Genomic DNA, 25,824 nt, shown 5'->3' on the forward strand with positions numbered 1-25,824 from the left:
CGATATTCGAAGGGCCCGGTGCGATCCGCACCGGGCCCTTCGTCCTGCGGCGGGGGAGTCACTCCGCGGCGGGCGCGTCCTCCACCACGGCGGGGGCGTCGTCACCGTTCGCCCACACGGGTGCGGGTAGTACGGTGTCGACCTGGCCGCCCTGGATCTCACGCAGTGCCGCCTCGATGTCGTCCGCGTTGAGCGGCACAGCGAGACCGCATGTGTTCAGCTCGGATGCGAACTTCAGCGTGAGGCGGGATTTGCCGGCCTCCACGGCTTCTGCTGTGGTGCCGATGCGCTTCTCGCTGCCCGTCTGGATGTCCGACACGTCTTCGCAGACGTGGTAGACCGCGCCTCCGTCGACCCACACGACCTCGTCTTTGCCGAGGAGCTGGATCACCGCAGACTGATCTGCCGTGTACTTCTCGACGGACGGCGGGTTGAAGTCCACTCCGATCACCGTGGCGAGCAGAGCGAGGACCACGCCGACGATCCCGGCGGTGGTCTTCTGGCCCTTGCTCATGTCCTTATTGAGGAAGATGAGGATGACCAGGGGCAGGAACGCGACGATCGCGATGATCGCGCCGAGTTGGTTCTGCACGAAGAAGCGCACCGTCTCGGACCTGCGCGCGGGGTCGAGACGGTTCGCCTTCTTCCACAGGATCGAACCGGTGATGGCGAGGGCTGCGATCACCACGAGCAGCACGAGGAGCGTGATGAACGCCCACTGCGGGAACACCACGGTGACGCCGCGGTCTTCAAGCAGACCGGTATCCGGATCACGGACGAGGGCACCGTCCTCGCCGACGTATTCACGCTGGCGGAGCAGCCAGAAGATCGCGACCGCTTCGGACGCGATGGCGATCGCCCACAGCGCGGCCGCTATCCAGCGGAACATCGTGGCCTTGGACTTGGCGGCGGCCGTCGGCTTCCACCCGGCCGCGGGTTCGTCGACGGAGCCGTCAGAGGGGCTCTGGTCGGCGCTCTTGTTCTGCTCGGCCACGATCGTCCTTCCGGAGAGGGCCCCGGTGGCCCAGATGCCCCCGAGCATAGTGGACGACGTGTCCTACGCTGGGGACATGACTTCCGATTCCGACGACGCCCTGAGCTGGGACGGTGACGACGGCGTCGCACCGAAGGCGCCCGCACCCGAGAAGTCCGACAGAGAGGCATCCGCGCCCCGTGGTGGCGCCTCCGAAGATGCAGCCCTGCCGGACGGGTGGAACGCCGTCGGCCGGGGGAGCGAGGCCGTCGGGCGCGTCGAGACGGATGGCTCGGTCACGATGCCCGAGGAGCCGGAAGCGACTCACCTCAGCACAGCGATGCTCCTGACACTCGGGGTCGTCGGTGGGGTATACCTGCTCTACAGCATCGGCTGGGTCGTCGGAGGCCTGCGGCTCAAGCCGCTCGCCAATCTGATCGTCGCCGATGCCATGTACGTGCCGTGGTTCGTGCTCGCGGTGGCGGCGCCCGCGCTCTGGTTCCTCGCGGTGTGGGTCCTCACCCGGGCCAAGGCCGCCTGGATCCGCATCGGCCTGCTCCTGCTCGGAGTGGTGCTCCTCGTGCCGTGGCCCTTCGTGACGGTGGGGGTGATCGGATCATGACCGAGCAGCAGTCGGCACAGCCGGCGACCACCGGATCTCCTCGGCGGCTGAGCGCGGTCGTTCTCGGCATCGCAGGGCTCTTCTACGCCTACGCGGTCTGGAACGCCGTGGCCCACCTGATCTCGATGGCACAGAGCGGACTCACCGGGATCGGCTGGGTGACGCTCCTCTTCGGTGTGGTCTTCCCGGTGATCGTCTTCGTCTTCGCCTATGGGATCGGTCGACGGCGTCGAGCAGGCGAACTCGCGTTGGTGCTGCTGGCCGGCCTCGGCGTGGTGGCGGTGTTCTGGCTCAGTCTGATCGGCTACAGCATCCTCAACCTGTCGGAGCTCGTGACGTCGGTGGTCTGATCCACACCGTCACACGGCACGGAGCAGCAGGAGCGCTCGGGTACAGTTGAGGTGATCGCGCCCCCATGGTGTGCGGCGCATCGGCCCCCTGTCGCGCTGCCCCGAAGGATCCCTGTGCCGAAGCCCGTCGTGCTCATCGCCGAAGTTCTCTCTCCCGCCACGATCGAGGCCCTCGGCCCCGACTTCGACGTCCGCAACGTCGACGGCACCGATCGTGAGGCGCTCTTCGCCTCGCTCGCAGAGGCCGATGCGGTGCTGATCCGCTCGGCGACGCACATCGACGAGGAGGCGCTGACGCACGCGCCGAAGCTGAAGGTCGTCGCCCGCGCGGGTGTCGGACTCGACAACGTCGACATCAAGGCGGCCACCGCGGCCGGCGTCATGGTCGTCAATGCTCCGACGTCGAACATCGTCTCCGCCGCCGAGCTCACGGTCGGACACATCCTCAGCCTCGCCCGTCGCATCCCGGCGGCACACGCCTCGCTCGCCGCCGGCCAGTGGAAGCGCAGCTCGTTCACGGGCGCCGAGCTCTTCGAGAAGACCGTCGGCATCGTGGGGCTCGGCCGCATCGGTGCGCTCGTCGCCGCCCGCCTCGCCGCGTTCGACATGCGCGTCGTCGCGTACGACCCCTACGTCACGTCGGCCCGCGCGCAGCAGCTCGGCGTGCAGCTCCTTTCACTCGACGAGCTCGTGGCTGAGGCGGACTTCCTCACGATCCACATGCCCAAGACGCCCGAGACGACCGGCATGATCGGCGCCGAGCAGTTCAAGGCCATGAAGAAGACCGCCTTCGTGGTGAACGTCGCCCGCGGTGGCCTCATCGACGAAGAGGCACTCCACACGGCCCTCGTCGCCGGTGAGATCGCCGGTGCAGGCCTCGATGTCTTCACCTCCGAGCCGCCCGCCGAGGGGGGAACCGCTCGTCCGCTGCTCGACCTCCCCAACGTCGTCGTGACGCCGCACCTCGGTGCGAGCACCGAGGAGGCGCAGGAGAAGGCTGGCGTCTCGGTCGCGCGTTCCGTGCGTCTCGCGCTCGGAGGCGACCTCGTTCCCGACGCGGTCAACGTCGCCGGTGGCGTCATCGATCCGTATGTCCGCCCCGGTATCTCGCTCGTCGAGAAGCTCGGTCAGATCTTCGCCGCTCTCGCGACCTCGCCTCTCACGAGCCTCGACGTCGAGGTGCACGGCGAGCTGAACGACTTCGACGTCAGTGTCCTGAAGCTCGCGGCGCTCAAGGGCGTCTTCACGAACATCGTCAGCGAGACGGTCTCGTACGTCAACGCTCCGCTGCTCGCCGACCAGCGCGGCATCGCGGTCCGCCTGCTCCAGGACGACGTGAGCGACGAGTACCGCAACGTGATCACCCTGAGCGGCGCGCTCTCGGACGGATCGCAGCTCTCGGTGTCCGGCACCCTCACCGGTCCCAAGCAGGCCGAGAAACTGGTCGCCATCAACGACCACGCACTCGAGCTGCCGATCGAGAAGCACCACGTCGTGATGCTCTACACCGACCGCCCCGGAATCGTCGCGGTCTACGGGCAGAAGTTCGGTGAGGCGGGCATCAACATCGCGGGCATGCAGATCTCGCGTCTCGGCGCCGGCGACCAGGCCCTCAGCGTGCTCACGCTGGACTCGCCGGTGTCCGACGACCTCCTCGACGACCTGCGCAGCGAGATCGACGCCGACCTGTTCCGTCAGATCGAGATCACCGACATCTGAACAGCGCAGACCCGGATCAGCGGAGCGGAAGGGCAGGCCGAAAGGCCGCCCTCCCGCTTTCTGCGTGTGGGGCCGGGAGTCAGGGTGCCGTCGTGCGGAGCACGAGAGCGATCAGGTCGGAGAGCTCGTCGCTGCGGGGGACCAATCGCTCCGGTCCGTGCACATCGAGCGAGTTGTTGAAATAGAGCCCGTCGCTCAGCAGCATCACGAGGTCGAGGCTCGCTGCATCCCGCACGTGGGGGCGGATCGTGTCCTCCCACCGGTCCCGGTTCCTGCGCAGCGCGTCGGCTGCCGGAGCCGAGCCGCCCTGGGCGAGTCGCGTCGCAGCGATCAGTACGCGATCCAGCGCATCGTCCTCCATGACGGAGGTGCGCACGTAGTACGCCACCGGCCCCTCTTCTGCCGTCGTCATACGCTCGAGATCCGCCGTCGTGAGCGCGTCGAGGCGTTCGATCAGCCCTGCGGCCAGATCTTCTTTCGATCCGAAGTGGTAGAGCAGCCCGCCCTTCGACACGCCGGCGGCCTTGGCTGTCGCGTCGAGGGTGGCTGCGCGCTCACCGTCTTCGATGACGATCGCTTCGAAGGCGTCGAGAACGCGTTCTCGGGCCAGGGGAGGTCGGGGCATCGGGGTCCTCTGTTCGTCTTGCATCACAGTAGCGCGGCAGTGTGACGATTCTGTTACTATACCATCTGGACGGTTTAGTAACGAGGCCGTCGTGATCCTGAGAGGTGTTCCATGACCCGTACTGCGTCGATCCCGACGACAGAGACGGATGCTCCCCGCGTCGGAGCCCGCGGCTGGGCGGCGCTCGTCGTCCTCATGCTGCCGGTGCTCCTGGTGTCGGTGGACAACACGGTGTTGAGCTTCGCGCTCCCTGAGATATCGATCGCACTCGCACCGACAGGTGCCGAGCAGCTGTGGATCATCGACGTGTACCCGCTCGTGCTCGCCGGCCTGCTCGTGACGATGGGAACCCTCGGTGACCGCTTCGGACGTCGTCGGATGCTGCTGATCGGTGCGACCGGTTTCGCCGCAGTCTCGGTTCTCGCAGCCTTCGCGCCGACCGCGGGTCTGCTGATCGCCGCTCGCGCACTTCTCGGCTTCTTCGGGGCGATGCTGATGCCCTCGACGCTGTCGCTCCTGCGTTCGATCTTCCAGAACCGCGACCAGCGTCGCCTGGCCATCGCCGTGTGGGCGTCGGCGTTCTCCGCCGGTTCTGCGCTCGGTCCGATCGTGGGCGGGTTCCTGCTCGAGCACTTCGACTGGGGGTCCGTCTTCCTGATCGCCGTGCCGGTGCTCATCCCGCTCCTCATCGCCGCGCCTCTGCTGGTGCCGGAGAGCCGCGACCCGAACCCGGGGCGCATCGACATCGTCAGCATCGTGCTCTCGATGGCCGCGATGATCCCCGTCGTCTACGCGATCAAGTCGCTCGCCGTCGACGGTCCGAGTCTCACGGCCGCAGCATGGGCACTGCTCGGCGTCGCCATGGGCTATCTCTTCGTGCGACGTCAGACGCGCGCCGAGGTGCCGATGCTCGACATGGCACTGTTCCGCCGCGGCTCGTTCTCCGGAGCGATCCTGGTGAACCTGCTGAGCGTGGTCGCGCTGGTCGGCTTCCTGTACTTCGTCTCGCAACACCTGCAGCTGGTGCTCGGCCTCTCGCCGATGACCGCGGGAGCAGCACTCGTCCCGGGCATGGTCGCGATGATCGTGGCAGGGCTCTCGGTGGTGCCGATCTCGCGTCGGGTGCCCCCGCACATCCTCGTCCCGGCAGGACTCGTCTTCTCGGTGGCGGGCTACCTGCTCGTCGCGTTCACGACGGTCGACCACGGCGTCGCCCCCCTCATCCTCGCGTTCGTCGTGCTCGGGATCGGCATCGGCGGCGCCGAGACGATCTCGAACGAACTGATCCTCTCCAGCGCTCCGGCGGAGAAGGCGGGAGCGGCGAGCGCCGTGTCGGAGACGGCCTACGAACTGGGCGCCGTTCTCGGCACGGCAGTGCTCGGTGGCCTCATCACCGCGTTCTACCGAGGCGCGCTCGTAGTTCCGGATGGCATTCCCGCCGAAGCCGCGCATGCAGCGACCGAGACGCTCGCAGGCGCCTACACGGCCGCGCAGGAGCTTCCGGCACAGCTCGGAGATGCGCTGTGGGACGCGGCATCCGCGGCATTCGGCTCGGGCGTCATGGTGACCTCGCTGATCGGCGCGGGGCTGGTCGTCCTCGCCGGAGGGATCGCGGCCGTCACACTGCGCAAGGCTCCCACGCACTGACCAGTACTCTGGGAGAACCGGCCCGCTCGGCATCCGCCCGAGTGCTGGCCGGTTCATCCCGATGCAAGGAGTGTCATGTCGCGTGTCGTGAAGCTGGCCGTCATCCCCGGTGACGGAATCGGCCCAGAGGTCGTCGCCGAGGCCGAGAAGGTACTCGATGCGGTCACCGCCTCCAGCGATGTGACGTTCGACAAGACCCGCTTCTCGCTCGGTGCGGCCCGGTACCTCGAGACGGGGGACACGCTCACCGACGGCGACCTCCAGTCGATCTCCGAGCACGATGCGATCCTGCTCGGCGCGGTCGGCGGCACGCCGGGCGACCCCCGGCTCAAGGACGCGAACATCGAGCGTGGCCTGCTGCTGAAGCTGCGCTTCACGCTGGACCACTACGTCAACCTGCGTCCGTCCAAGCTGTTCGCGGGTGCTCCCGGACCGCTCGCGAACCCGGGCACGATCGACTTCGTCGTCGTGCGCGAGGGGACCGAGGGTCCATACGTCGGCAACGGTGGCGCGATCCGCAAGGGCACACCTCACGAGGTCGCCAACGAGACCTCCGTGAACACGGCGTTCGGCGTCGAGCGAGTCGTGCGCTACGCCTTCGACCTCGCCGAGCGGCGCAGCAAGAAGGTCACGCTCGTGCACAAGACCAACGTGCTCGTGCACGCCGGTGCCATCTGGCAGCGAGTCGTGAACGAGGTCGCCGCCGAGCACCCCGATGTGGCTGTCGACTATCTGCACGTCGACGCAGCGACGATCTTCCTGGTGACCGACCCCTCGCGCTTCGACGTGATCGTCACCGACAACCTGTTCGGCGACATCCTCACCGACCTCGCCGGCGCGGTCACCGGAGGCATCGGCCTGGCCGCCTCGGGCAACATCAACCCCGACGGTGCGTTCCCGTCGATGTTCGAGCCGGTGCACGGATCCGCTCCCGACATCGCGGGTCAGCAGAAGGCCGACCCCACCGCGGCCATCCTGTCGGTCGCGCTGCTGCTCGACCACCTCGGATTCGCTACGGAGGCCGCTCGTGTGAGCGTCGCCGTCGAATCCGACATCGCGACCCGCTCGGGTGCGCGCAGCACGGCGGAGATCGGCTCCGCGATCACTGCTCTGCTCTGACCGACAGGCGTAGGCTGAGACGGCGCGAGGATGCGCGCCGCACGAGGAATGGATGACGAGATGACGACCATCGACGCCGAGACCACCGTGGCTCCACTGGAGTTCGCGGTGACCAAGAACCTGACCGCCGCGACGCCGGGACGCGTCGCCGAGGTTCACGAGAACCCCGGCTTCGGCGTGGTCTTCACCGATCACATGGTCGACATCTGCTGGTCCGTCAAGGGCGGATGGCACCGCCCGCGCGTGCAGCCGTACGGTCCGATCCCGCTCGACCCCGCTGCCTCCGTGCTGCACTACGCGCAGGAGATCTTCGAGGGCATCAAGGCTTATCGTCACGCAGACGGTTCGATCCACACCTTCCGCCCCGACCGCAATGCCGCCCGGCTTCAGGCCAGTGCACGTCGACTCGCGCTGCCCGAGCTGCCGACCGAGTACTTCATCCAGTCATTGCGCGAGATCATCGCGGTCGACGGCCGCTGGGTGCCGTCCGGGGCCGACCAGAGCCTCTACCTGCGCCCCTTCATGTTCGCCAAGGAGGCCTTCCTCGGCGTCCGCGCGGCGCAGAAGGTCGCGTACTACGTGATCGCCAGCCCCGCGGGCGCCTACTTCAGCGGCGGCGTGAAGCCCGTGCGCATCTGGCTCTCGGAGGACTACGCCAGAGCGGGCAAGGGCGGCACGGGCAAGGCCAAGACGGGTGGGAACTACGCGTCGAGCCTGCTCGCTCAGAGCGAGGCAGCGTCGAAGGGCTGCGACCAGGTCGTGTTCCTCGATGAAGAGCGCAACGTCGAAGAGCTCGGTGGCATGAACGTCGTGTTCGTCTTCAAGGACGGCCGGGTCGTCACGCCCGAGTCCGACAGCATCCTCGAGGGCATCACCCGGGATTCTCTGCTCCAGCTCGCAGAGGACCGCGGTTACACGGTCGAGAAGCGACCGATCTCGATCGACGAGTGGCGCGAGGGCGTGGCATCCGGCGACATCGTCGAGGTGTTCGCGTGCGGCACCGCCGCGGTCGTGACGCCGATCGGCGCCCTGGTGGGCGACGGATTCGACGAGCCGCAGCCGCTCGGCGAGCTCGCTCTGTCGCTGCGTGAAGAGCTCACCGACATCCAGTACGGCCGCCGGGACGACAAGCACGGCTGGCTCCTGCGCCTCGACGCCTGAGCACGTCGCACTGACGAGGCCCCGCTGTGCGCACGCTGCACAGCGGGGCCTCGTCGTCCGGCACTCTGGCTAGGCTGGTGGGATGAAGATCGCCCGATTCAGCCATGACGACGCCATCCTCTTCGGGATCGTCGACGACACCGACCTGGTCGTCCTCGCGGGCGATCCGCTCTTCGCCGGGTACGAGCCCACGGGAGACCGTGTCCCGATCGCCGATGCGGTGATCCTCGCGCCGGTCATCCCTCGATCCAAGATCGTGTGCGTCGGCAAGAACTATCACGACCATGCCGCCGAGATGGGGGGAGTGGCCCCCGAGGAGCCGCTGCTGTTCCTCAAGCCCAACACCGCCGTGATCGGCCCCGGTGACGCCATCGTGCGCCCCTCGATCTCTGAGCAGACCGAATACGAGGGCGAGCTGGCTGTCGTCATCGGACGCGTCGCGAAGAACGTGAAGGCGGCGGACGCTCTCGACCACGTCCTCGGCTACACGATCGCGAACGACGTCACCGCGCGTGACCTCCAGCGCAAGGACGGCCAGTGGGCTCGGGCCAAGGGCTTCGACACGTTCTGCCCTCTCGGCCCGACCATCAGCACGGAGTTCGATCCGTCGGTCGCGACGATCAAGACCCGAGTCAACGGCGAGGTCCGTCAGAAGGCCCCGCTGACCGACATGATCCACTCCGTCGAGGCGATCATCGAGCACGCATCGGCTGCCTTCACACTGCTGCCAGGCGACGTCATCCTGACGGGCACACCGGCCGGTGTGGGCGAGTTCGTCGCCGGCGACACCGTCGAGGTCGAGATCACCGGTCTGGGTATTCTGCGCAACACCGTGCGCGACGCCGTGCGCGCATCATGACCGTGGTCGCCCTGACGGCGGCTCAGCAGACAGCGGTGCAACGGAGAACCGTGCTGGTTCTCTCCACAGGGCAGGTCCTGGGCGGGATCGCCTTCGGGGCGACGGTGTCTCTGGGTGCGCTTCTCGCAGCCGACATCTCCGGCAGCGACGCACTCTCGGGGCTCGCGACGGCGTCCGTCACCCTCGGCGCCGCGCTGTGCGCCATCCCGCTCGCGCGCCTGGCTGCCAAGATGGGCCGACGCCGAGCCCTCACATTGGGAAACCTCTTCGCCCTCGTCGGCATCGCGGTGGTGATCCTCGCGGCGTCGTTGCGGGTGTTCCCGCTGCTGCTCGTCGGCATCCTGATGATCGGCGCCGGCAATGCGGGTAATCTGCAATCGCGGTTCGCCGCGACCGACCTCGCCGCACCGCAGCATCGCGGAAGGGACCTCTCGATCGTGGTCTGGGCGACCACCATCGGCGGTGTCGCTGGGCCGTTGCTGCTGGGGCCGGGGGAGATCGTCGGGGCCGCGATCGGCATGCCGCCACAGACCGGTTCGTACGCCTTCTCGTTCGTCGCTCAGTGCGTCGCGCTCGTCCTGTACCTCGTTGCGCTCCGGCCCGACCCGCTTCTGGCAGCGCAGCGGCTCGCCTCGGCGGCCGCGAAGGCGACGGGCACTGTCGTCGCCGACCGACCTGTGGTCGCGCGCTACGCGATGTTCGCGGTGGCCGGTTCGCACGTGGTGATGGCCTCCGTCATGGCGATGACCCCTGTCCACCTCGCCCATATGGCGCACGGTGCACACGGCATGGCGCCCACCCCGGCCGATGTCTCGGCGCTCGTGGGCATCACGATCGCCCTGCACGTCGGAGGCATGTACGCGCTGTCGCCCGTCTTCGGCATCCTCGCCGACAGATGGGGGCGGCTACGAGTGGTTCTGCTGGGTCAGATCCTTCTCGCCGGGGCGCTCGCCTTCGCCGTCTTCGCGAACGATCGGGAATGGGGCGTGATCGTCGCTCTCATCCTGCTGGGGCTCGGATGGAGCGCGGCGACGGTGGCAGGGGCCGCGCTGCTGACCGAGTCGAGTGCCCCCGAGATCCGCACGCGCAGGCAGGGCCGCAGCGATTCGCTGATGAGTCTCTCGGCCGCAGCAGGCGCTGTGCTCGCGGGTGTGGTGCTCGCGAACTTCCAGTACGCAGGGCTCGGGATCGCGGCATCGGTGATCGTCATCGCCATCGTCGTGCTGTCGCCGCTCGGCCGCTCTCGCGGATGAAGGACTGGGCGGGCACCGGACGCGCATACGCCGACTCCTACGCGTCGCTCTGCGTCGGGACCGCGGAGGCCCTGCTCGGAGCGTTCGGAACCCCTGGGGAGCGGACGCTGCTCGACGTGGGGTCGGGCACAGGAATGCTCACGGCCGCATTCGCCGATGCCGGCTGGGAAGCGACCGGATGCGAGCCTGAGCCGACGATGCGAGACGTGGCGCTGCGCGAGCATCCCGCGATTCCGGTGCGCGACGGAACGCTGCCTGACCTGCCTTTCGAGGACGGCCAGTTCGACGTCGTCGTGGCGAACTTCGTGCTGAACCACGTCGCCGACCCGCGCGCATCGGCCGGTGAGCTGCTCCGTGTCTCCGCCGACCTCGTCGCGGCCACGATCTGGACGAACTCGCCGACGTGGCTCTGGCGAGAGGTGTGCGAGCGTGCGGCACTCATTCCTGCGACGGGGGAGCGACTGCCGCCGGAGAAGGACTTCGAGCGCACCGTCGAGGGCTTCGCGACGATGCTCGACGACGCGGGGTGGGTGCGCCCGCAGGTGAGGGAGATCACCTGGACGTGGTCGGTGAAGTCGACAGCGCTGTGGGCGTCCGCCGAGGGAGGCGTCGGGGGAGCCGGGCAGTTCTATCGAGCACTCGACGACACCGGTCGGCGGTCGTTCCGCGCGGCCTTCGACTCCGTGTGCGACGAGCGCTCAATCGCCGGCCGCCTTCCGCTGGCCCATTCTGCTGCGGTCGCCGTCGCGTCGCGGCGCTGAGTCCGGGCGCGGTCGGAGTGCTCCGCGATCCCTCGGCGCCGAGACCGCCTGCGCGGGAGCGGCGCCGAGGGTGCGGCAGCGCGGAGCTCAGGTGTACCAGGTCGGCTCGGGCACCTCATTGCGGAGCACGTAGTCGCCGACCTCCCGCTTCTTGTACGCGATCGGGTCGTGCAGGCTGTGCGTGCGCAGGTTGCGCCAGAAGATGTCGAGGCCGACCGAGTTGGCGGACGCGCGTGCACCGGTGAGCTCGTAGATCTTCGTGGCCACCTCCAGGCCGTCGTCGATGATGCGCAACTTCCCCGCCGCGATGCGCACGGCGATCTCGCCCCGTCTGCGTGCAGTGAGCTCTTCGCGCGGGGCGTGCAGCACCGCGCTGATCTCGGAGCCCACCGCATCCAGCAGTGCTTCGTCCGCCCACAGCTTCGAGGCCAGCTCGCCGTAGCCTTCGAGCAGATACCACTCGTCCGTCGCATGCTGCTTGTCGTCGCCGCCATACGGCCAAGGGCGGGTGGTGGATCGGGTGTAGGCGGATGCCGTCTCGAGCGCACCCTGTGCGATGCCGAGGTAGAAGTTCGCGAACACGAGCTGGATGGTCGGCACGTTCAGGGTGTTGTAGGTCAGAGGCTGGAACACCCGATCGACGAAGCCGGCCGCCGCGGACCAGGGGACGCGGACGTCCCGGATCTCGACCGAGCCCGATTCGGTGAGTCGCTGGCCCAGGTTGTCCCAGTCGTTCGCGAAGACGATTCCCTCCTGCGCCGTGGGGACGATCGCGAAGATGTGCGTCTCCGTGCCTTCGAGGACGCCTTCGAGAACGGTCAGATCTGAGATCTGTCCACCTGTCGAGAAGGACTTCCTGCCGGAGAACACCAGGTCGTCGCCGTCCTCGCGGACCACGAGGTCGGAGTCTCGGGGGTTGACGGCGCCGCCGAAGACGAGGTCGTTCGCGGTGTACAGCTCCTCGACCGCGGCGATCTGCTCTTCCGTTCCCACGAGACGGGCGGCCCACGCCCACAGGTAGTGGTAGCCGAGGACCTGTCCGAGCGAGCCGTCGCCGCGGGCCACCGCCCTGATCACCCGGTACGCGGTGTCCCAGCTCTCGCCGGCACCGCCGTGGTCGCGAGGGCCCAGCAGCGTGACGAGACCCGAGTCCTTGAGCAGCTGGACTTCGGCCCGGGGCGTCGCGTTCGCCCGGTCCCTCTCGACGGCATCCACCGCGAGGATGTCGGCCACCTCCTCGGCGCGGTCGATCCATTCGAGGCTCGTCTGAGGTCGTGGTGCGCCCCTCCAGCGATCGCTGAGGCCTGTCGTCACTGCATCCGTGATTGTCACGTCGTCACCCTTCCGGTTGGTCGATGCGGCAACGATAGGAGCGCGACGGGGCCGAGTGCGGGTTGTTACCCAGGGTGAGGGACTGTTACCCACGGTGACCACTCGTCACCGGGCCGCGATGGCGGGCGGATCGGAGCGGTCGAGACGGCACCCGGCAACTAGAATCAATGGGATATGGCTACCCCGCACCCCCTCACCACGACCGCCAGCGGAGCCGACGTACGCGTCCGCTTCTGCCCTTCGCCGACCGGACTGCCGCATGTCGGCATGGTCCGCACAGCCCTTTTCAACTGGGCGTACGCCCGCCACAACGGCGGGAAGATGGTGTTCCGCATCGAGGACACCGACGCTGCCCGCGACAGCGAGGAGAGCTTCCGACAGCTCGTCGACGCCCTGACCTGGCTCAAGATCGACTGGGACGAGGGCGTCGAGGTCGGCGGCCCGCACGCTCCCTACCGTCAGTCCGAGCGCCACGACATCTATCGTGGCGTGATCGACAAGCTCCTCGCTTCCGGTGCCCTGTACGAGAGCTTCTCCACCGCGGAGGAGATCGACGCTCGCAACGAGGCCGCCGGCCGCGCCAAGCAGCTCGGGTACGACAACCACGACCGGGACCTCACGGCGGAGCAGAAGGACGCGTTCCGCGCCGAGGGGCGTCAGCCCGCGCTCCGTCTGCGAGTGCCGGACGAGGACCTCACCTACGTCGACCTGATCCGTGGCGAGGTCACCTTCCCCGCAGGATCCTTCCCGGACTTCGTGGTGGTGCGTCCGAACGGCATCCCGCTGTACACCTTCGTGAACCCGGTCGACGACGCGCTGATGGGCATCACCCACGTCCTGCGCGGTGAAGACCTGATGCCGTCGACGGCTCGCCAGCTCGCGCTCTATGCGGCGCTGATCGAGGCAGAGGTCACCACGTTCGTGCCCCGCTTCGCCCACATGCCCCTGGTGCTGGGGGAGACCGGAAACAAGAAGCTGTCGAAGCGCGACCCGCAGGCTGATCTGTTCCTGCACCGGGATCGCGGCTTCATCCACGAGGGGCTGCTGAACTACCTCGCGCTCCTCGGCTGGTCGATCGGCCACGACCGTGATGTGTTCACACTCGACGAGTTCACCGAGGCGTTCGACATCGTCGACGTGAATCCGAACCCGGCACGCTTCGATCAGAAGAAGGCCGAGTCGATCAACGGCGACCACATCCGCAATCTCGACGAGAAGGACTTCGCCGAGAGGACGATCCCGTACCTCGCTGCCGCGGGCCTCTTCGATGAGCCCACGCACGAGCAGCTCGTGCTCGCTTTCCGCGTCGCGCCGCTCGTGCAGGAGCGCGTGCAGCTGCTCGGCGACGTGCCTGGCATGGTCGGGTTCCTCTTCACCGACGATGTCTCATACGACGCCGACGCGCTCAAGGGGCTGCCCGCGAACGCCGGTGAGGTCCTCGATGCCTGCGTCGTCGCGCTCGAGCCGGTCACCGAGTTCACGCCCGAGAAGATCCAGGAGGCGCTCGCCGAGGCGCTCGTCGAGAAGCTCGAGCTCAAGCCTCGCATCGCCTACGGCCCTCCCCGAGTCGCGATCACCGGCCGTCGGATCTCGCCCCCGCTGTTCGAGTCCATGGAGCTCCTGGGCAAGGACGAGTCGCTGCGGCGCCTCCGGTCGCTGTCGGAGTTCCTCGCGAACTGACGATGCCGTCGGGCGGGGGAGCATCGGCTCGGTGCTCTCCTGCCCGTCGTGATCGTCGAGTGCCTGCAGCGACCGGCGGGCGACGCGCCCGGACGGATCGAGGCGTTTTGGCATTCGGGCCACGGCTCGGGTAAGCTTGACTCTCGGTGCGAGACTCCGGTTTCGCCCTTGGGGTATGGTGTAATTGGCAACACGGCGGTTTCTGGTTCCGTTGTTCTTGGTTCGAGTCCAGGTACCCCAGCAAGACGAAAACCCCCGCTCAGGCGGGGGTTTCGTCGTTTCTGGCGGACTGCCTACTCGCACTCGCCGATGAACTCGAGGTAGCACACCGCCTCGTGGGTCACGGCAGGCTTGTAGTCGTCGTTGGAGACCTGGCGAGTGTCGATCTCAGGTGTCTGATGCAGGCTCCCATAGCTGCCGAGGGTCGCCACGTAGAAGCCGTCGCCGTCCTGTGCCTTCATCTCGTCGATCGCGGCGCTGTACTCCGTGCACAGGAGCGTCGCGGTCTCGGTCAGCTCGACATCGACGCAGGCGGCCGTATAGGTCGCGACCATCAGGTTCGTGCAGTCGGTCCAGTCCTGGTTCACCGAGCACGGGTTCACGTCATCCATCGTGACGTCGACGCGGCCGGTCTCGTATTCTTCGCTGTGGAAGGTCTCGGGTTGTTCAGCCACATCGGTCTTCGTCCAATGACGTGCGGTGGCGAAGGCGAAGACCACGACGATCGCCACGATCAGCAGCAGAGCACCGAGGATCGACAGGGTCACCCACAATCCGACCCGCTTCCTCTTGCCGGACTCGCCGTCGGGCGCCACCGGAGAACCCGGATACACGGGTGAAGCGCCGGGAGCGACCCCATACCCCGGGTACGCCTCAGCCGCTGCGTAGGCGGGTTCGGGCGAGCCTGCGAGCACGCCTGGCAGCGGTGTGGTCTGCTGCACGTCAGGGGAGGGGATGCCGTCGTATTGCGCGGGCGGAGGAGCGTCGTGCGACCGCGCGTCGTACGCGGGCGGAGGGGGCGTCGGCTGAGTCGACAGCCAGTACGAGTACCAGCTCTGAGTGGAGGCCGGGTCAGCGGCGACCTGCCCCGCCTCGATATCCGTCAGCTGCAACCCGAGGGCGGCCCGCAGATCTGCTCTGGTCAGGGATTCGCGGAACTCCTCGAGTGTCATCGTCATAGTGATGAGGATGTCAGACGCCCGGTGCTGTCGACAATCCTCATGCGTCGGCTCTGACGAGGGCCTCCTGGGCCTGATCGCCATCACCTAGCAGGTCGAAGGCATCCGGCGCCATGCCCTTCACCGGACGACGTGGCGACGGCATCGTGATCGACGACGCACGATGCGGCGAGAGGACGAGGATGGCGCTCACGAGAGTTGTGCCCGGCGAGACGCCGGGGATCCGGCGTGTGAGATCGGGCTCCGGATTCCGATACGTCGATGCCGGCAACACGCCGGTGGACGAGCCGGATCGCGAGCGCATCCGCGATCTGGCGATTCCCCCGGCCTGGAAGGACGTCTGGATCGCCGCCGACCCGCTCGCGCACATCCAAGCGGTCGGCACCGACGACGCGGGCCGGCGCCAGTATCTCTACCACCCGCTCTGGCGCACGGGGAGGGATCAGCGCAAGTTCGCCCGAGCGCTCAAGCTGGCAGCGGCCCTGCCTGCGGCCAGGGCCAAGGTCACGCGCGCCATCGGCGGACCGGGCCTGACGCGAGAGCGGGCGCTGGCGGTGTCTTTCCGTCTGCTCGACGACGCCGCGCTGCGCATCGGGTCGGAACGATATCTCGTCAAGCACGGCAGCCGGGGGCTCAGCACGTTGCGTCGCCGTGACGTCCGAGTGGACGGAAGCACCGTCTCACTGAGTTTCCCCGCCAAGAGCAAGCAGGTCGCGTCCATCGAGATCACGGACGCACCGCTGGCCGATGCGCTCTCGGAGTTCGCCGTCGGGTCGCCGCGTGCGCCTCTGCTGGCCTATCGGAAGGGGAGGAGACGCGTGCGCCTGACGTCGGGCGAAGTCAACGACTACCTGCGGGAGGTCGCCGGGACGGCTTTCACGGCGAAGGACTTCCGCACGCTGCACGGCACGATCCTCGCGGCTGACGCCCTCGCACGGATCGGTCGACTCGAGACGAAGAACGAGCGGCGGCGCGCCGAGCGCCTCGCTGTCCAGGCGACGGCGACGGCACTCGGCAACACGCTCGCGGTGGCGCGGGGGAGCTATATCGACCCGCGCGTCTTCCGTCTCTACGCACGTGGGCGGACACTCGACCTGAGCGTCTCGCCCGAGACAGCGATCCGCCGGCTGCTCGGGCGCTGAGGGGACTCAGCTCTCTCGGGGATAGGTGTAGAAACCTTCACCGGTCGCCACGCCCAGCTTGCCCTTGTCGATGTACTGCTCCTTGAGCAGCTCGGCGAAGCGCTGCTGCTTCTCGCCTCCCATCCGGGAGATGTTGTATGCCGTGGTCAGCCCGACGATGTCGTAGATCTCGAAGGGGCCAGCCGGGGAGCCCGTGCCGATCCGCCACGTGGCATCGATCGCCTCCGGTTCGGCGATCCCGTCGACGAGCAGGTCGGCGCCGGCCTGGAGGAAGGGCACGAGGAGCGAGTTCAGCAGGTACCCGGCCTTCTCCTTCTTGATCTGGATCGGGACCATGCCGATCTGAGCCGCGAACTCGACGACCTTCTCGTAGACGGCGGCGTCGGTGGCGGGTGTGCCCATGACCTCGGCGGTGTTGTGAGACCAGATCTCGTTCGCGAAGTGCAGGGCGAGGAAACGGTCCGGGCGCCCCGTCGACTCTGCGAGCGCACTGGGCAGCAGGGTCGAGGAGTTCGTCGCGAAGATCGTCCTCGCCGGTGCGGCGTCGGCGAGAGTTCGGTAGATGCCCTGCTTGAGCTCGAGGCTCTCCGGCACAGCCTCGATGATCAGGTCGGCCGAGGCTGCGGCTTCAGCGAGGTCGGATGTGAGACGGATGCGGCCGATCGCCGCCTGCGCACCGCCGTCTGCGGCGTTCTCGACTCCGTCGGCGACGTAGCGCCCCACCAGACCTTCGAAGCGCTCGGCCGCGCGGTCGAGCGCAGGCTGATCGATGTCGTAGGCGACGACATCGAAGCCGTGGAAGGCGGTCTGGAACGCGATCTGCGATCCGAGCACGCCGGTGCCGAGAACGGTGATGTTCTTCATTTCTCTTCTTCCTCTGGTGGCCTTGTGGGCCGTGGGTCAGGCAGGTTCGTCGCCTCTGTCGAAGCGCTGGAGGTCATGCGCGAAGCGCTGCACCTCGGCATCCGTCCATCGGGCGAGATGCTCATCGATCACGCCCTGCAGCGAACGCAGCGTGTTGCGGAAGACTTCTTCGCCCTCGGTTGTCAGCTCGAGCGGACGGCCACGCCCTGAAGATGACGGTGTCTCCTGCACCAGGCCGAGAGAGACGAGCGTCGAGAGCTGACGCGACACGGTCGATCGGTTGAGGCGGAACATGCGGGCGATGTCCGTCGAACGGATCCCAGGGGCGTCGGCGATCGCCATGACGATGGACTGATCGGTGATCGACAGGCTCGGTTCTTCGGCCCGTGCGTCGACGAGGCCGCGACGCGTGATCGCGACGAGGGATCGCAGGACGGCGGCGCTGTCGCTCTGGCGTCCGTATGAACCCTCCTGCTGTTGCATAGTGCAACTCTACGCCTGTTTGTTGCGTGATGCAACGCAATGGTCGTCCTCCTCCGCTGACCTCAGATGGAAGGATGGAGACATGGACACAGCCAATCTCTCGCGAGAGGAGACTGCGGCGCGATCCGCCGCCGTCTCCGTGAGCAGCATCCGCGTCGAACTCGACCTCACGGGTGCACCCGAGCGGGCGCGCAGCGGGTTCTCCACGACCACCACGTTGGAGTTCACCACGACTGCGCACTCGACCTGGCTGGACTTCATCGGAGAGAACGTCGAGCGAGTCGTCGTGAACGGCGTCGAGCGCGATGTGGTCTACGACGGTGCGCGCATCGAGCTGCACGACCTCTCCGACACGAACGTGGTGCGTGTCGAGGCGGTCGGAAGCTACAGCCGCTCCGGCGAGGGGCTGCACAGGTTCCACGACCCCGTCGATGACCGGACCTACTTGTACACGCAGTACGAGCCGGCCGACTCGCGACGCGTGATGGCCTGCTTCGAGCAGCCGGACATCAAGGCGCCGTACACCTTCGTGATCGATGCCCCTGCGGGCTGGGAGGTGCTCTCGAACCAGGTCGCGGCGACCGTCGACGCCGGAGTCGGGGTGCAGCGTGTGGAGTTCGCCCCGACGCTCCCGATCTCGAGCTACATCACCTCCGTCGCGGCGGGACCTTACGCCCGGGTCGACGGCGAATGGGCGCGCGGTGATCAGCGCATCGCGCTCGGCGTGTTCGCTCGGCAGTCGCTCGCGCAGTACCTGGAGTCCGAGGAGATCCTCGAGATCACGCGCCAGGGGCTCGACTTCTTCACGGATGCCTTCGCCTACCCCTATCCCTGGGGCAAGTACGACCAGATCTTCGTGCCCGAGTACAACCTCGGAGCGATGGAGAACCCGGGACTCGTGACGTTCACCGAGGCGTACCTCTCGCGTGGCGCTGCGACCGACGCCCAGCGCGCTGCACGGGCGAACACGATCCTGCACGAGATGGCGCACATGTGGTTCGGCGACCTGGTGACGATGAAGTGGTGGGATGACCTGTGGCTCAAGGAGTCCTTCGCGGACTACATGGGCTCGCATGCCTCAGCGGTGGCGACGCGCTTCCATGACGCCTGGGTCAAGTTCGCCGCCAACCGCAAGGCGTGGGCCTACCAGCAGGACCAGCTGCCGACGACCCACCCGATCGTCGCGGACATCACCGACCTCGAGGCGGCGAAGCTGAACTTCGACGGCATCACCTATGCCAAGGGTGCCGCGGTGCTGAAGCAGCTCGTCGCCTTCGTCGGTGATGAGGCGTTCTTCGAGGGTGCCCGTCGGTACTTCGCCGCGAACGCCTTCGGCAACACGACTCTCGACGACTTCCTCGTGCAGCTGAGCGCGGTGTCCGGCCGCGACATGACCGAGTGGTCGCAGGCATGGCTGCAGACGACCGGGGTCTCCACGCTGCGCCTCGAGCGTGAGGCGCATGGCGGCGCCGTACTCGTGCAGAGCGATCCTCGCCCGCATCGTCTGCGCATCGGTCTCTATCACCGCGTCGACGGGCGGGTGGTCCGTCGCGACCAGCTCGCGCTCGACATCCACGAGGAGCGGACGCCGATCGACGTCCCGGACGCCGATCTCGTGCTTCTCAACGACGACGACCTCACCTATGCCAAGGTTCGGCTCGACGACACCTCGTTGACGACGGTGCACGAATCGCTGTCTTCCATCGACGATCCGCTCGCGAGGGCCGTCGTGTGGTCGTCACTCTGGAACGCCACGCGCGACGGCGAGCTGACGGTGGCGAGATACACCTCGATCGTGCGCGCGCATGCCCCGCACGAGCCAAACATCGGTCTGCTCGCCGGCATACTCGCGAACACCCTCTTCGCGATCCGGAACTATGCGAGCGACCACGAGCGACAGGATGAGCAGCGGGCGTGGGTGGAGACGTCCTGGGCTGCGCTGCAGGCATCGGATGCCGGCAGCGATGCGCAGCTGTCATGGGCGCGTGCTCTCGCGTCCGCGTCGGTGTTCGACGACGTGCACGCGACGGAGGTCCGCGCGCTTCTGCGCGGCGAAGCCCCGGCGGGTCTCACCATCGACCCTGATCTGCGGTGGCAGCTGCTCACAGCTCTCGTCACGACAGGACACGCAGGGGCCGATGACGTCGCCGCCCAGCTGGAGTCCGACGATACGGGAAGCGGTCGCACGGCTGCTCGCAGGGCACTCGCCGCGCAACCGGATGCCGCGGTGAGGGCCGCAGCCTGGGATGCAGCCTGGAACGACGGAACGCTCAGCAACGATCATCTGGATGCCGTGATCGCGGGCTTCCGGGCTGGCGGACGCCGTGATCTCATCGCGGGGTTCGACGCCGAGTATTTCGAGAGGATCGGTGACGCGTGGGGCACGAGGAGCATCGAGCTGGCTCAGCGGCTGGTCGTGGGGCTGTTCCCCGCCTCGCCGTCGCTCGATCTCGTGGATGCGTGGCTCGAGGACAACAGCTCGGCGCCTGCGGCGCTGCGCCGGATCGTGATCGAGCAGCGTGATCACCTGACCCGAGCGCTGCGCGTTCGAGCGTTGCAGGGCTAGTCCGCGTCGAGTTCGTCGGCGGTGCTCGCCCCCACGGCGAAGTACTCGGGTCGGTCGTCGCTCTGGGTCAGGAGGACGAGGGCGATGTACGCCGCCCACGCTCTGGCGCGGATCCAGGTGGCCTCGTCGTATCGGGCTCCGGTCGCTCTGCGGAAGGTCTTGCGACCTGATGCGTCGAAGATCATCCACGACGACGCGAGGTCGTAGGCGGGGTCGCCGACCGTGACGTCGCCGAAGTCGATGAGCGCAGTGAGCGTGCCGTCTGCCACCAGCACATTGCCCGGGTGTAGGTCGCCGTGGATCCAGACCTGCTCCGAGCAGACCGATGCGGTGAGACCCGCGGCCCAGGCGTCTCGAAGCGTCGTGCGATTCGCGAATGCGTCGAGTCGTGGCCGTATCGCGTCGTCTCGAGTGCTCAGGGCGCGTCCTCGAACCGGGTTGAGCGGAGCATCCGCAGGGGCGGGGACATGCAGCGCACTCAGGGCGTCTGCGAGTCGCGGCGCCCACGCCGTGTTGTCCGAACGTGACGATGCGAGCGCTGTCGTTCCGGCGATCCAGGGGACGACCGACCAAGGACGTGGAAAGTGCTCGCTCGGCTCCCCGGCGATCACGGGGACGGGAGACCGAATGCCGATGGCCGCCAGTGCAGAGCCGATCACGGGTAGCGCGCGCTGCTCGTTCGCGATGAGGGGCACGGCGAGCTCGCGCCTCGGCAGTCGCACGACGAGCTCCGACCCGAGTCTCCACATCGAGTTGTCCCAGCCGTCGGCGAACTGTCTCAGTGGCAGGCCGGCGAGATCGGGGCGGGTTCGCCGGAGAAGCTCTCGTACGCCGCTCTCGTCGAGCGAGTACTCGGCGGAGGGGGAGTCCGCCACGGTCAGATGTCGAGCGAGTCGCCCGGTTCGAGCACAGAGAACTCTCCGCCGCCCTGCTCGGTCGCCCACTGCAGTCGCTGGCGGTGCATCGTCTTGCCTGCGACAGACAAGGTCATGTCGTGAGTGCCGAAAGCCCGACGCGGGTGCACCGCGAGGACGTAGTCCATGGCCTCACCGATCTTGAGCCAGGGGGCCCCGAGCGGAGCGGCGAGCGTGCCGACCTCGACGCCCTCCGGCACCGCGTAGGAATCGCCGGGGTAGTAGAAGTCGTCGTTGACCAGCACGCCCACGTTCTCGACGGTGGGAAGTGACGAGTGGATCACCTCGTGCGTGCCGCCGAAGAAGCGGAGCGTGAACGCGCCGACCTCGACGGTCTCGCCCGGAGCGACCACTGAGATGTCGTAGCCCTCGGCCGCACGGGCAACGCCAGCGGGAGCGTAGATCGGAGTGCCGGGGGCGGCGCGGAGGATCCGATCCAGGTGCTCGGGCGTCCAGTGGTCGGGGTGCTCATGGGTGATCACGACGGCGACGAGACCCGAGAGATCGTTCAGGGGAGCGGTGAATGAGCCGGGATCGATCAGGAGGATGTCATCGCCCTGCTGGATGCGAAGAGCGGCATGTTCGAATTTCGTGATGCGCATGAGGTGAGTCAACTCCTTCGCGGCCTCGCTGGCAAACCGTCGAGCCGGTGCGCCACGCCCGGGAATCGATGATGGCTCGGCTCGATTTGGCGGCGCGAGAATCGTCATGGCATACTTGTTGAGTTGTCGCGGCACGGAAACGTTCCGCCAGACGGCCCCATCGTATAGCGGCCTAGTACGCTGCCCTCTCACGGCGGTAACGCGGGTTCGAATCCCGCTGGGGTCACACAACACACGAAAGCCCTCGGTTCTCCGAGGGCTTTCGTCGTATCCGGGGCGCACCGCCGCCCGCGAGGAGGTCAGGCAGCGTTCCTGCGTGCCCCCGTCAACCACAGTGCGAGAGCGACGACTCTAGCGGCGACGGGAGGCTGTCGACGGGAGCGGCCGCAGGCGCGGTCAGGTCGTCGGTGCGAGGGCGAGCTGCCGGAACGTGCGGTTGCTCAGCGGCAGAACTATGAGCGCCATCATCGTGCCGCCGAAGAGAGCGAACGGCACCCAGACGGCCGTGATCGAGGCCAGCAGACCGAACCCCGCCATGGCGACGGGCATGAGACAGTCGTCACCGAGACGGGTGATCGAGCCCATCCGGCCGAGGTAGGCGGTGTCGACCGTGGCAGAGAAGGTGGCGCTCAGGAGGACCGAGGCGTACCCCGCAGTTGCGCCGATGACGAAGGCCGCGGTCGCGACCGCCCACGCCGGGCCCCAGCCGAGTGCGATGATTCCGGCGCCCTGCACGACGAGCGCCCAGAAGCCGGCGAACGCCTCTCTTCGCGGTCGCCACTTCACGACCGAGACGGCGCCGAGCGCCGCACCCAGTCCGAGCAGCGCCTCGAACAGTCCCACCGCCTGGGCGCCCCATCCCTCGTCGTGCGCGCGCAGCGCGAGCCCGATCCCCACGGCCGGGCCGACCGCGAGGTTGAGTCCCGAGAGCGCGACGACGAGGGTGCGCGTCGTCGGGTGACTGCCGAGATGGGTGAATCCGCGGGCGATGCCGTGCAATGTGGACTCCTTCGCCGCGCGGGCGAGCAGGAAGCGCGGCCGGAGCCAGATCGCGATGAAGGCGATGACGAGACTGAATGTGAGGGCGTTGACGGCCGCGCTGCCCACGAGCCCCGTGTAGGCGACGAGCACGCCGCCGATCGCCGCGCCGGCCATGGTTCCGAGGCGCGACGCGGTCTGTGCGAGCGCACCATAGGAGGGGAGATCGCCCGGGCGTACGAGCTGGCGGGCGACGGTTCCGGCCGACGGCTCGTAGAACGCGTCGCAGACTCCGAAGGCGATCGCCGCGAACAGCAGCACGCCGACGGTCGGCGGGGTCGCGAAAACCCAGAGGGCGACGGAGACCAGCACGCCGACTCGCAGCACGTTGAAGAGCATCATCACCCGCCGGGCATCGGAGCGGTCCGCGATCACACCGCCGAAGAGCAGCACGATCGCCCGGGGGATCGTCCCGGCGGCGACGATGAGCCCGGCGATCGCGGGCGAGGCCGTCTGCACGGCCGTCCAGGCGAGGGCGATGGTCCACAGGGCATCCCCGGCATCGGAGAGCGCCTTGACGGCGATCCAGGCGTGCACACGGCGGTCTCGTCGAAACGCCGGTGGCTCCGACAGCTGCACGGGGTCGACCGCGGTGCTCATGGCGTCGTCGGGAACGCGTGCGCGAAGAAGAAGATCGGCGTGCGCTCCTGCCCGTCCTCGAGGTCGACGGACGCCCGCCATTCCTCCATCGTGCGCAGAAGGCGCGCGCTCAGATCCCGGAGCTCGTCAGGAGACGCCCAGGCGGTCGTCTCGGTGTTCGAGGCATCGTACGCCGCATAGGCGGGGTCGCCATGGCGTCGCTGCCACCGCTGAAGGCGATCGATCTGCATCCGGATTCCCTGGCGCTGCGCCTCGCGTGCCAGCAGAGCGTCGGCGGGGGAGTCGACGTAGTCCTCCGCCGACCAGGTGAGGCCGCGTCGAGCGAGCTTCCACCAGCTGGTACGACGGTCGCCGGAGGGGTCTTCATCGCGTTCGACGAGCCCGGCTCGTTCGAGCATCCTCAGGTGGTGACTGATGCTCCCGACCTGACTCCCGAGCGATCGTGCGAGCGTGGTTACCTGCGAGGTGCCGTACAGCAGCAGGTAGTCGTAGATGCGGCGGCGCAGCGGGTGGTGCACCGCCGTGATCACCGAGATGTCTTCCATGGATGCAACGGTAAATCCGGGTCCAAATTCGCACAAGACTTCTTGTATACCCCGGAAAAACAACGAAAAGGCCGCCCTCACTGGGAGGGACGGCCCTTTCGGGGGATGCGGCTCAGCCCTCGGCGGGCGGTTCGCCGACTGCCCGGCGAGTGCGCCGTGCGCGCCGGATGAGCCAGATCACCAGCACGACCGCGCCGGCGAGGGCGAGCCACGGCAGGAGGAAGCCGAGCGCCACGACCAGTGCGTTCAACGACACCACGAGGCCGTTCCAGCCGGCGAGAAGGCCGTCTGCGAAGCCGGCCGGATCGGCGGTCGTCGGCGGCGTCGTGCGGGTCAGCTGCACCTGGAGGCTCGACATGGCGACCTGGTCGTCGAGAGAGGCGAGCTGCTGTTCGTACGACTCGAGCTGCGCCTGGCGGTCCGTGAGCGCGACCTCGGCCTCGATGAGCTCCGCGACCGTGCCGGTCTGGGACATCAGCTCGGTGAGTCGCTGCACCGATGCCCTGGTGGCATCCACGCGCGCACGCAGATCGATCGCCGTGGAGGTGACATCCTGTTTCGAGATCGACGACGAGAGCACGTCGCCCGAGTCGGCGAGGTCGTCCATGACGGCGGCGAGATCGGCCGAGGGCACGCGGATGCTGATCCAGCCGTATCCGGGGTCGGAGGGCGTAGGCTCCGAGGTGCCGTCGACGGCCACGCTCTGGCCGATCTCGGTGCTCTCGACATAACCGCCACGAGACTCGGCGAGTGCGGAGATCGCGGCGGCGGCGTCGCCGATGTCCTTCACCTGCACTGTGGCGTTCGCCGTCGCGATGATCTCGCGGTCGGCGACGTCGACGGCGCCGGGTGCCAGGTTCGAGGATTCCGCAGAGTCGGATGCGGCTCCGGGCGCGCTCTGATCGAAGGATCCGGAGCGCGAGTCCTCCACGGCGACGCCCGCAGGCATCTCCCCGCTCCCCGCAGTGCTCATGGCGCTGCCGCCCACGATGCCGAGGATCGGGGGAGTGACCAGGACGCCCACCACGAACGCAGCGGCTATCCCGGTGCCGGTCAGCCAGCGGCGGCGGCGCGTTCGCGACCTGGCAGCGGCGGGGGTCTCGCGGGGGCGCTCGGCCGTGATCTCCGCGAATACCGAGCGCTCGATGCGCGCCACCGCGGCATCGGTGAGCTCGGGCAGCTGCTCGGTGCTGGTCTTGTCGTTCATGCGTCGCTCGCTTCCTTCACGGCACCGCGCAGTCGGGTGCGGACTCGGGAGAGACGGTTCCGGACGATGGCATGGCTCACGCCGAGCTCCTCGGCTGCGGCCTGGTAGGCATAGCCTTCGGCGGCGCAGAGCCGGAAGATCGCGCGGTCGAGGTCGCTCAGGGTGCCGACCTCGGCGGCGATCCGCTCCGCGAGTTCCGCGGTGATCACCTGCTCCTCGACGCTGATCGTCGAAGGCAGGGTCTCATCCGCCGCATCCGTCGTGTGGGCCTGGTCGCGCCTGCGCTGACGTAGGCGGTTCGCGGCCTGGAAGCGGCATATCGTTGCGAGCCACGGGAGGATCGAGTCCCCCTGCAGCTCGAACCCCGGCAGCTTCCGCCACGCAGTGACGAAGGTCTCCTGGGTCACATCCTCGGCATCGGCGGGGGAGCCGAGCATGCCATGGGCGATCCAGTAGACCGGGCGGACATACGAGCGGTACAGCTCGCGGAAGGCGCTCTCGTCACCTGCCGCGGCCTGAGCCGCCCATTTCTGATCACTCGTCTGCACTGGCATCCCGATTCCGTTCGGTGTCTCTCACCTGGG

Annotated in this window: 24 protein-coding genes and 2 tRNA genes; 14 read left to right on the plus strand and 12 right to left on the minus strand. The window is 67.9% G+C overall.

Features of this window, described 5'->3' with window-relative positions:
- Nucleotides 1–58 precede the first annotated feature (58 nt).
- The gene (locus ACZ0AA_RS03110) at nt 59–994 is read right to left on the minus strand and encodes a hypothetical protein (RefSeq protein WP_463512119.1); all 936 of its coding nucleotides are present in this window, start codon (nt 992–994) and stop codon (nt 59–61) included.
- Nucleotides 995–1,070: 76 nt separating this feature from the next.
- Between ACZ0AA_RS03110 and ACZ0AA_RS03115 the strand changes: the two genes are divergently transcribed.
- The 3 genes from ACZ0AA_RS03115 to serA all read left to right on the plus strand — a co-directional run bounded on the left by ACZ0AA_RS03115 (nt 1,071) and on the right by serA (nt 3,664).
- Nucleotides 1,071–1,595 carry a hypothetical protein gene (locus ACZ0AA_RS03115; protein WP_463512120.1) on the plus strand — a complete coding sequence of 175 codons (525 nt, stop codon included), beginning with the start codon at nt 1,071–1,073 and terminating at the stop codon, nt 1,593–1,595.
- Nucleotides 1,592–1,945 (plus strand): hypothetical protein, encoded by a 354-nt coding sequence (locus ACZ0AA_RS03120; RefSeq protein ID WP_463512121.1) that lies wholly within the window; start codon nt 1,592–1,594, stop codon nt 1,943–1,945. The genes ACZ0AA_RS03115 and ACZ0AA_RS03120 overlap by 4 nt, the downstream gene beginning before the upstream one ends.
- 114 nt (nt 1,946–2,059) lie before the next feature.
- Nucleotides 2,060–3,664 (plus strand): phosphoglycerate dehydrogenase, encoded by a 1,605-nt coding sequence (gene serA, locus ACZ0AA_RS03125; RefSeq protein WP_400860723.1) that lies wholly within the window; start codon nt 2,060–2,062, stop codon nt 3,662–3,664.
- A gap of 79 nt (nt 3,665–3,743) precedes the next feature.
- Here the strand turns inward: serA and ACZ0AA_RS03130 are convergent, their stop codons facing one another.
- Nucleotides 3,744–4,289, minus strand: a complete 546-nt coding sequence (locus ACZ0AA_RS03130; protein ID WP_463512122.1) for a TetR/AcrR family transcriptional regulator — start codon at nt 4,287–4,289, stop codon at nt 3,744–3,746.
- Nucleotides 4,290–4,400: 111 nt separating this feature from the next.
- Here ACZ0AA_RS03130 and ACZ0AA_RS03135 point away from each other — a divergent pair, with 111 nt between their 5' ends.
- The 6 genes from ACZ0AA_RS03135 (at nt 4,401) to ACZ0AA_RS03160 (ending at nt 11,089) form a co-directional block, all read left to right on the plus strand.
- Nucleotides 4,401–5,936 (plus strand): MFS transporter, encoded by a 1,536-nt coding sequence (locus ACZ0AA_RS03135; protein WP_463512123.1) that lies wholly within the window; start codon nt 4,401–4,403, stop codon nt 5,934–5,936.
- Between the two features lie 75 nt (nt 5,937–6,011).
- The gene (locus ACZ0AA_RS03140) at nt 6,012–7,055 is read left to right on the plus strand and encodes a 3-isopropylmalate dehydrogenase (protein ID WP_400860720.1); all 1,044 of its coding nucleotides are present in this window, start codon (nt 6,012–6,014) and stop codon (nt 7,053–7,055) included.
- A gap of 60 nt (nt 7,056–7,115) precedes the next feature.
- Nucleotides 7,116–8,216, plus strand: a complete 1,101-nt coding sequence (locus tag ACZ0AA_RS03145) for a branched-chain amino acid aminotransferase (RefSeq protein WP_400860718.1) — start codon at nt 7,116–7,118, stop codon at nt 8,214–8,216.
- Between the two features lie 82 nt (nt 8,217–8,298).
- On the plus strand, nt 8,299–9,075 hold the full coding sequence (locus ACZ0AA_RS03150; RefSeq protein WP_463512124.1) for a fumarylacetoacetate hydrolase family protein: 777 nt from the start codon (nt 8,299–8,301) through the stop codon (nt 9,073–9,075).
- Complete coding sequence (locus ACZ0AA_RS03155; RefSeq protein ID WP_400860714.1) at nt 9,072–10,328, plus strand: MFS transporter; 1,257 nt, start codon at nt 9,072–9,074, stop codon at nt 10,326–10,328. The genes ACZ0AA_RS03150 and ACZ0AA_RS03155 overlap by 4 nt, the downstream gene beginning before the upstream one ends.
- Nucleotides 10,325–11,089, plus strand: coding sequence for a class I SAM-dependent methyltransferase (locus ACZ0AA_RS03160; protein WP_400860713.1), 765 nt, complete (start codon nt 10,325–10,327; stop codon nt 11,087–11,089). The genes ACZ0AA_RS03155 and ACZ0AA_RS03160 overlap by 4 nt, the downstream gene beginning before the upstream one ends.
- A gap of 87 nt (nt 11,090–11,176) precedes the next feature.
- Here ACZ0AA_RS03160 and ACZ0AA_RS03165 read toward each other — a convergent pair whose 3' ends face one another.
- Nucleotides 11,177–12,421 carry an acyl-CoA dehydrogenase family protein gene (locus tag ACZ0AA_RS03165; RefSeq protein WP_400860711.1) on the minus strand — a complete coding sequence of 415 codons (1,245 nt, stop codon included), beginning with the start codon at nt 12,419–12,421 and terminating at the stop codon, nt 11,177–11,179.
- A 174-nt stretch (nt 12,422–12,595) separates the two neighbouring features.
- Here ACZ0AA_RS03165 and gltX point away from each other — a divergent pair, with 174 nt between their 5' ends.
- Entirely contained in the window at nt 12,596–14,101 is a 1,506-nt protein-coding gene (gene gltX, locus ACZ0AA_RS03170; RefSeq protein ID WP_463512125.1) for a glutamate--tRNA ligase, read from the plus strand.
- A 169-nt stretch (nt 14,102–14,270) separates the two neighbouring features.
- Nucleotides 14,271–14,342, plus strand: a tRNA-Gln gene (locus ACZ0AA_RS03175).
- Nucleotides 14,343–14,394: 52 nt separating this feature from the next.
- Here ACZ0AA_RS03175 and ACZ0AA_RS03180 read toward each other — a convergent pair.
- A complete protein-coding gene (locus ACZ0AA_RS03180) occupies nt 14,395–15,279 on the minus strand; it encodes a hypothetical protein (RefSeq protein WP_400860707.1) in 885 nt (294 codons plus the stop codon).
- Between the two features lie 182 nt (nt 15,280–15,461).
- Here ACZ0AA_RS03180 and ACZ0AA_RS03185 point away from each other — a divergent pair, with 182 nt between their 5' ends.
- A complete protein-coding gene (locus ACZ0AA_RS03185; RefSeq protein WP_400864595.1) occupies nt 15,462–16,421 on the plus strand; it encodes a DNA topoisomerase IB in 960 nt (319 codons plus the stop codon).
- 6 nt (nt 16,422–16,427) lie between these two features.
- Here the strand turns inward: ACZ0AA_RS03185 and ACZ0AA_RS03190 are convergent, their stop codons facing one another.
- Nucleotides 16,428–17,285 carry a 3-hydroxyacyl-CoA dehydrogenase gene (locus tag ACZ0AA_RS03190; RefSeq protein WP_463512126.1) on the minus strand — a complete coding sequence of 286 codons (858 nt, stop codon included), beginning with the start codon at nt 17,283–17,285 and terminating at the stop codon, nt 16,428–16,430.
- A gap of 36 nt (nt 17,286–17,321) precedes the next feature.
- Nucleotides 17,322–17,768 (minus strand): MarR family winged helix-turn-helix transcriptional regulator, encoded by a 447-nt coding sequence (locus ACZ0AA_RS03195; RefSeq protein ID WP_463512127.1) that lies wholly within the window; start codon nt 17,766–17,768, stop codon nt 17,322–17,324.
- Between the two features lie 82 nt (nt 17,769–17,850).
- On the opposite strand from ACZ0AA_RS03195, the gene pepN reads away from it, so the two are divergent.
- Nucleotides 17,851–20,334: an aminopeptidase N gene (gene pepN / locus ACZ0AA_RS03200; RefSeq protein WP_400860702.1), complete on the plus strand. Its 2,484-nt coding sequence runs from the start codon at nt 17,851–17,853 to the stop codon at nt 20,332–20,334.
- Here the strand turns inward: pepN and ACZ0AA_RS03205 are convergent.
- Together ACZ0AA_RS03205 and ACZ0AA_RS03210 are read right to left on the minus strand one after the other, a co-directional pair.
- Nucleotides 20,331–21,209 (minus strand): aminoglycoside phosphotransferase family protein, encoded by an 879-nt coding sequence (locus ACZ0AA_RS03205; RefSeq protein ID WP_463512128.1) that lies wholly within the window; start codon nt 21,207–21,209, stop codon nt 20,331–20,333. The genes pepN and ACZ0AA_RS03205 overlap by 4 nt on opposite strands.
- 2 nt (nt 21,210–21,211) lie before the next feature.
- On the minus strand, nt 21,212–21,850 hold the full coding sequence (locus ACZ0AA_RS03210) for an MBL fold metallo-hydrolase (protein ID WP_463512129.1): 639 nt from the start codon (nt 21,848–21,850) through the stop codon (nt 21,212–21,214).
- Between the two features lie 153 nt (nt 21,851–22,003).
- Here ACZ0AA_RS03210 and ACZ0AA_RS03215 point away from each other — a divergent pair.
- Nucleotides 22,004–22,076, plus strand: a tRNA-Glu gene (locus ACZ0AA_RS03215).
- Nucleotides 22,077–22,246: 170 nt separating this feature from the next.
- Here ACZ0AA_RS03215 and ACZ0AA_RS03220 read toward each other — a convergent pair.
- From ACZ0AA_RS03220 to ACZ0AA_RS03235, 4 genes are all read right to left on the minus strand, one after another.
- Nucleotides 22,247–23,488, minus strand: a complete 1,242-nt coding sequence (locus tag ACZ0AA_RS03220; RefSeq protein ID WP_463512130.1) for an MFS transporter — start codon at nt 23,486–23,488, stop codon at nt 22,247–22,249.
- Complete coding sequence (locus ACZ0AA_RS03225; RefSeq protein WP_056308008.1) at nt 23,485–24,033, minus strand: ArsR/SmtB family transcription factor; 549 nt, start codon at nt 24,031–24,033, stop codon at nt 23,485–23,487. Before ACZ0AA_RS03225 ends, ACZ0AA_RS03220 begins: the two co-directional genes overlap by 4 nt.
- Before the next feature lie 112 nt (nt 24,034–24,145).
- The gene (locus ACZ0AA_RS03230) at nt 24,146–25,240 is read right to left on the minus strand and encodes a DUF4349 domain-containing protein (protein ID WP_463512131.1); all 1,095 of its coding nucleotides are present in this window, start codon (nt 25,238–25,240) and stop codon (nt 24,146–24,148) included.
- Complete coding sequence (locus tag ACZ0AA_RS03235; RefSeq protein ID WP_463512132.1) at nt 25,237–25,794, minus strand: RNA polymerase sigma factor; 558 nt, start codon at nt 25,792–25,794, stop codon at nt 25,237–25,239. Before ACZ0AA_RS03235 ends, ACZ0AA_RS03230 begins: the two co-directional genes overlap by 4 nt.
- Between the last annotated feature and the right edge of the window lie 30 nt (nt 25,795–25,824).

This window comes from Microbacterium sp. AC035, assembly GCF_979258485.1.

Bases quoted from the DNA above. Each gene is read 5' to 3' on its own strand.
- ACZ0AA_RS03115 (WP_463512120.1), top strand. From the start codon at position 1,071: ATGACTTCCGATTCCGACGACGCCCTGAGCTGGGACGGTGACGACGGC.
- ACZ0AA_RS03120 (WP_463512121.1), top strand. From the start codon at position 1,592: ATGACCGAGCAGCAGTCGGCACAGCCGGCGACCACCGGATCTCCTCGG.
- ACZ0AA_RS03130 (WP_463512122.1), bottom strand. From the start codon at position 4,289: ATGCCCCGACCTCCCCTGGCCCGAGAACGCGTTCTCGACGCCTTCGAA.
- ACZ0AA_RS03135 (WP_463512123.1), top strand. From the start codon at position 4,401: ATGACCCGTACTGCGTCGATCCCGACGACAGAGACGGATGCTCCCCGC.
- ACZ0AA_RS03140 (WP_400860720.1), top strand. From the start codon at position 6,012: ATGTCGCGTGTCGTGAAGCTGGCCGTCATCCCCGGTGACGGAATCGGC.
- ACZ0AA_RS03145 (WP_400860718.1), top strand. From the start codon at position 7,116: ATGACGACCATCGACGCCGAGACCACCGTGGCTCCACTGGAGTTCGCG.
- ACZ0AA_RS03150 (WP_463512124.1), top strand. From the start codon at position 8,299: ATGAAGATCGCCCGATTCAGCCATGACGACGCCATCCTCTTCGGGATC.
- ACZ0AA_RS03155 (WP_400860714.1), top strand. From the start codon at position 9,072: ATGACCGTGGTCGCCCTGACGGCGGCTCAGCAGACAGCGGTGCAACGG.
- ACZ0AA_RS03160 (WP_400860713.1), top strand. From the start codon at position 10,325: ATGAAGGACTGGGCGGGCACCGGACGCGCATACGCCGACTCCTACGCG.
- gltX (WP_463512125.1), top strand. From the start codon at position 12,596: ATGGCTACCCCGCACCCCCTCACCACGACCGCCAGCGGAGCCGACGTA.
- ACZ0AA_RS03180 (WP_400860707.1), bottom strand. From the start codon at position 15,279: ATGACGATGACACTCGAGGAGTTCCGCGAATCCCTGACCAGAGCAGAT.
- ACZ0AA_RS03185 (WP_400864595.1), top strand. From the start codon at position 15,462: ATGGCGCTCACGAGAGTTGTGCCCGGCGAGACGCCGGGGATCCGGCGT.
- ACZ0AA_RS03190 (WP_463512126.1), bottom strand. From the start codon at position 17,285: ATGAAGAACATCACCGTTCTCGGCACCGGCGTGCTCGGATCGCAGATC.
- ACZ0AA_RS03195 (WP_463512127.1), bottom strand. From the start codon at position 17,768: ATGCAACAGCAGGAGGGTTCATACGGACGCCAGAGCGACAGCGCCGCC.
- pepN (WP_400860702.1), top strand. From the start codon at position 17,851: ATGGACACAGCCAATCTCTCGCGAGAGGAGACTGCGGCGCGATCCGCC.
- ACZ0AA_RS03210 (WP_463512129.1), bottom strand. From the start codon at position 21,850: ATGCGCATCACGAAATTCGAACATGCCGCTCTTCGCATCCAGCAGGGC.
- ACZ0AA_RS03220 (WP_463512130.1), bottom strand. From the start codon at position 23,488: ATGAGCACCGCGGTCGACCCCGTGCAGCTGTCGGAGCCACCGGCGTTT.
- ACZ0AA_RS03225 (WP_056308008.1), bottom strand. From the start codon at position 24,033: ATGGAAGACATCTCGGTGATCACGGCGGTGCACCACCCGCTGCGCCGC.
- ACZ0AA_RS03230 (WP_463512131.1), bottom strand. From the start codon at position 25,240: ATGAACGACAAGACCAGCACCGAGCAGCTGCCCGAGCTCACCGATGCC.
- ACZ0AA_RS03235 (WP_463512132.1), bottom strand. From the start codon at position 25,794: ATGCCAGTGCAGACGAGTGATCAGAAATGGGCGGCTCAGGCCGCGGCA.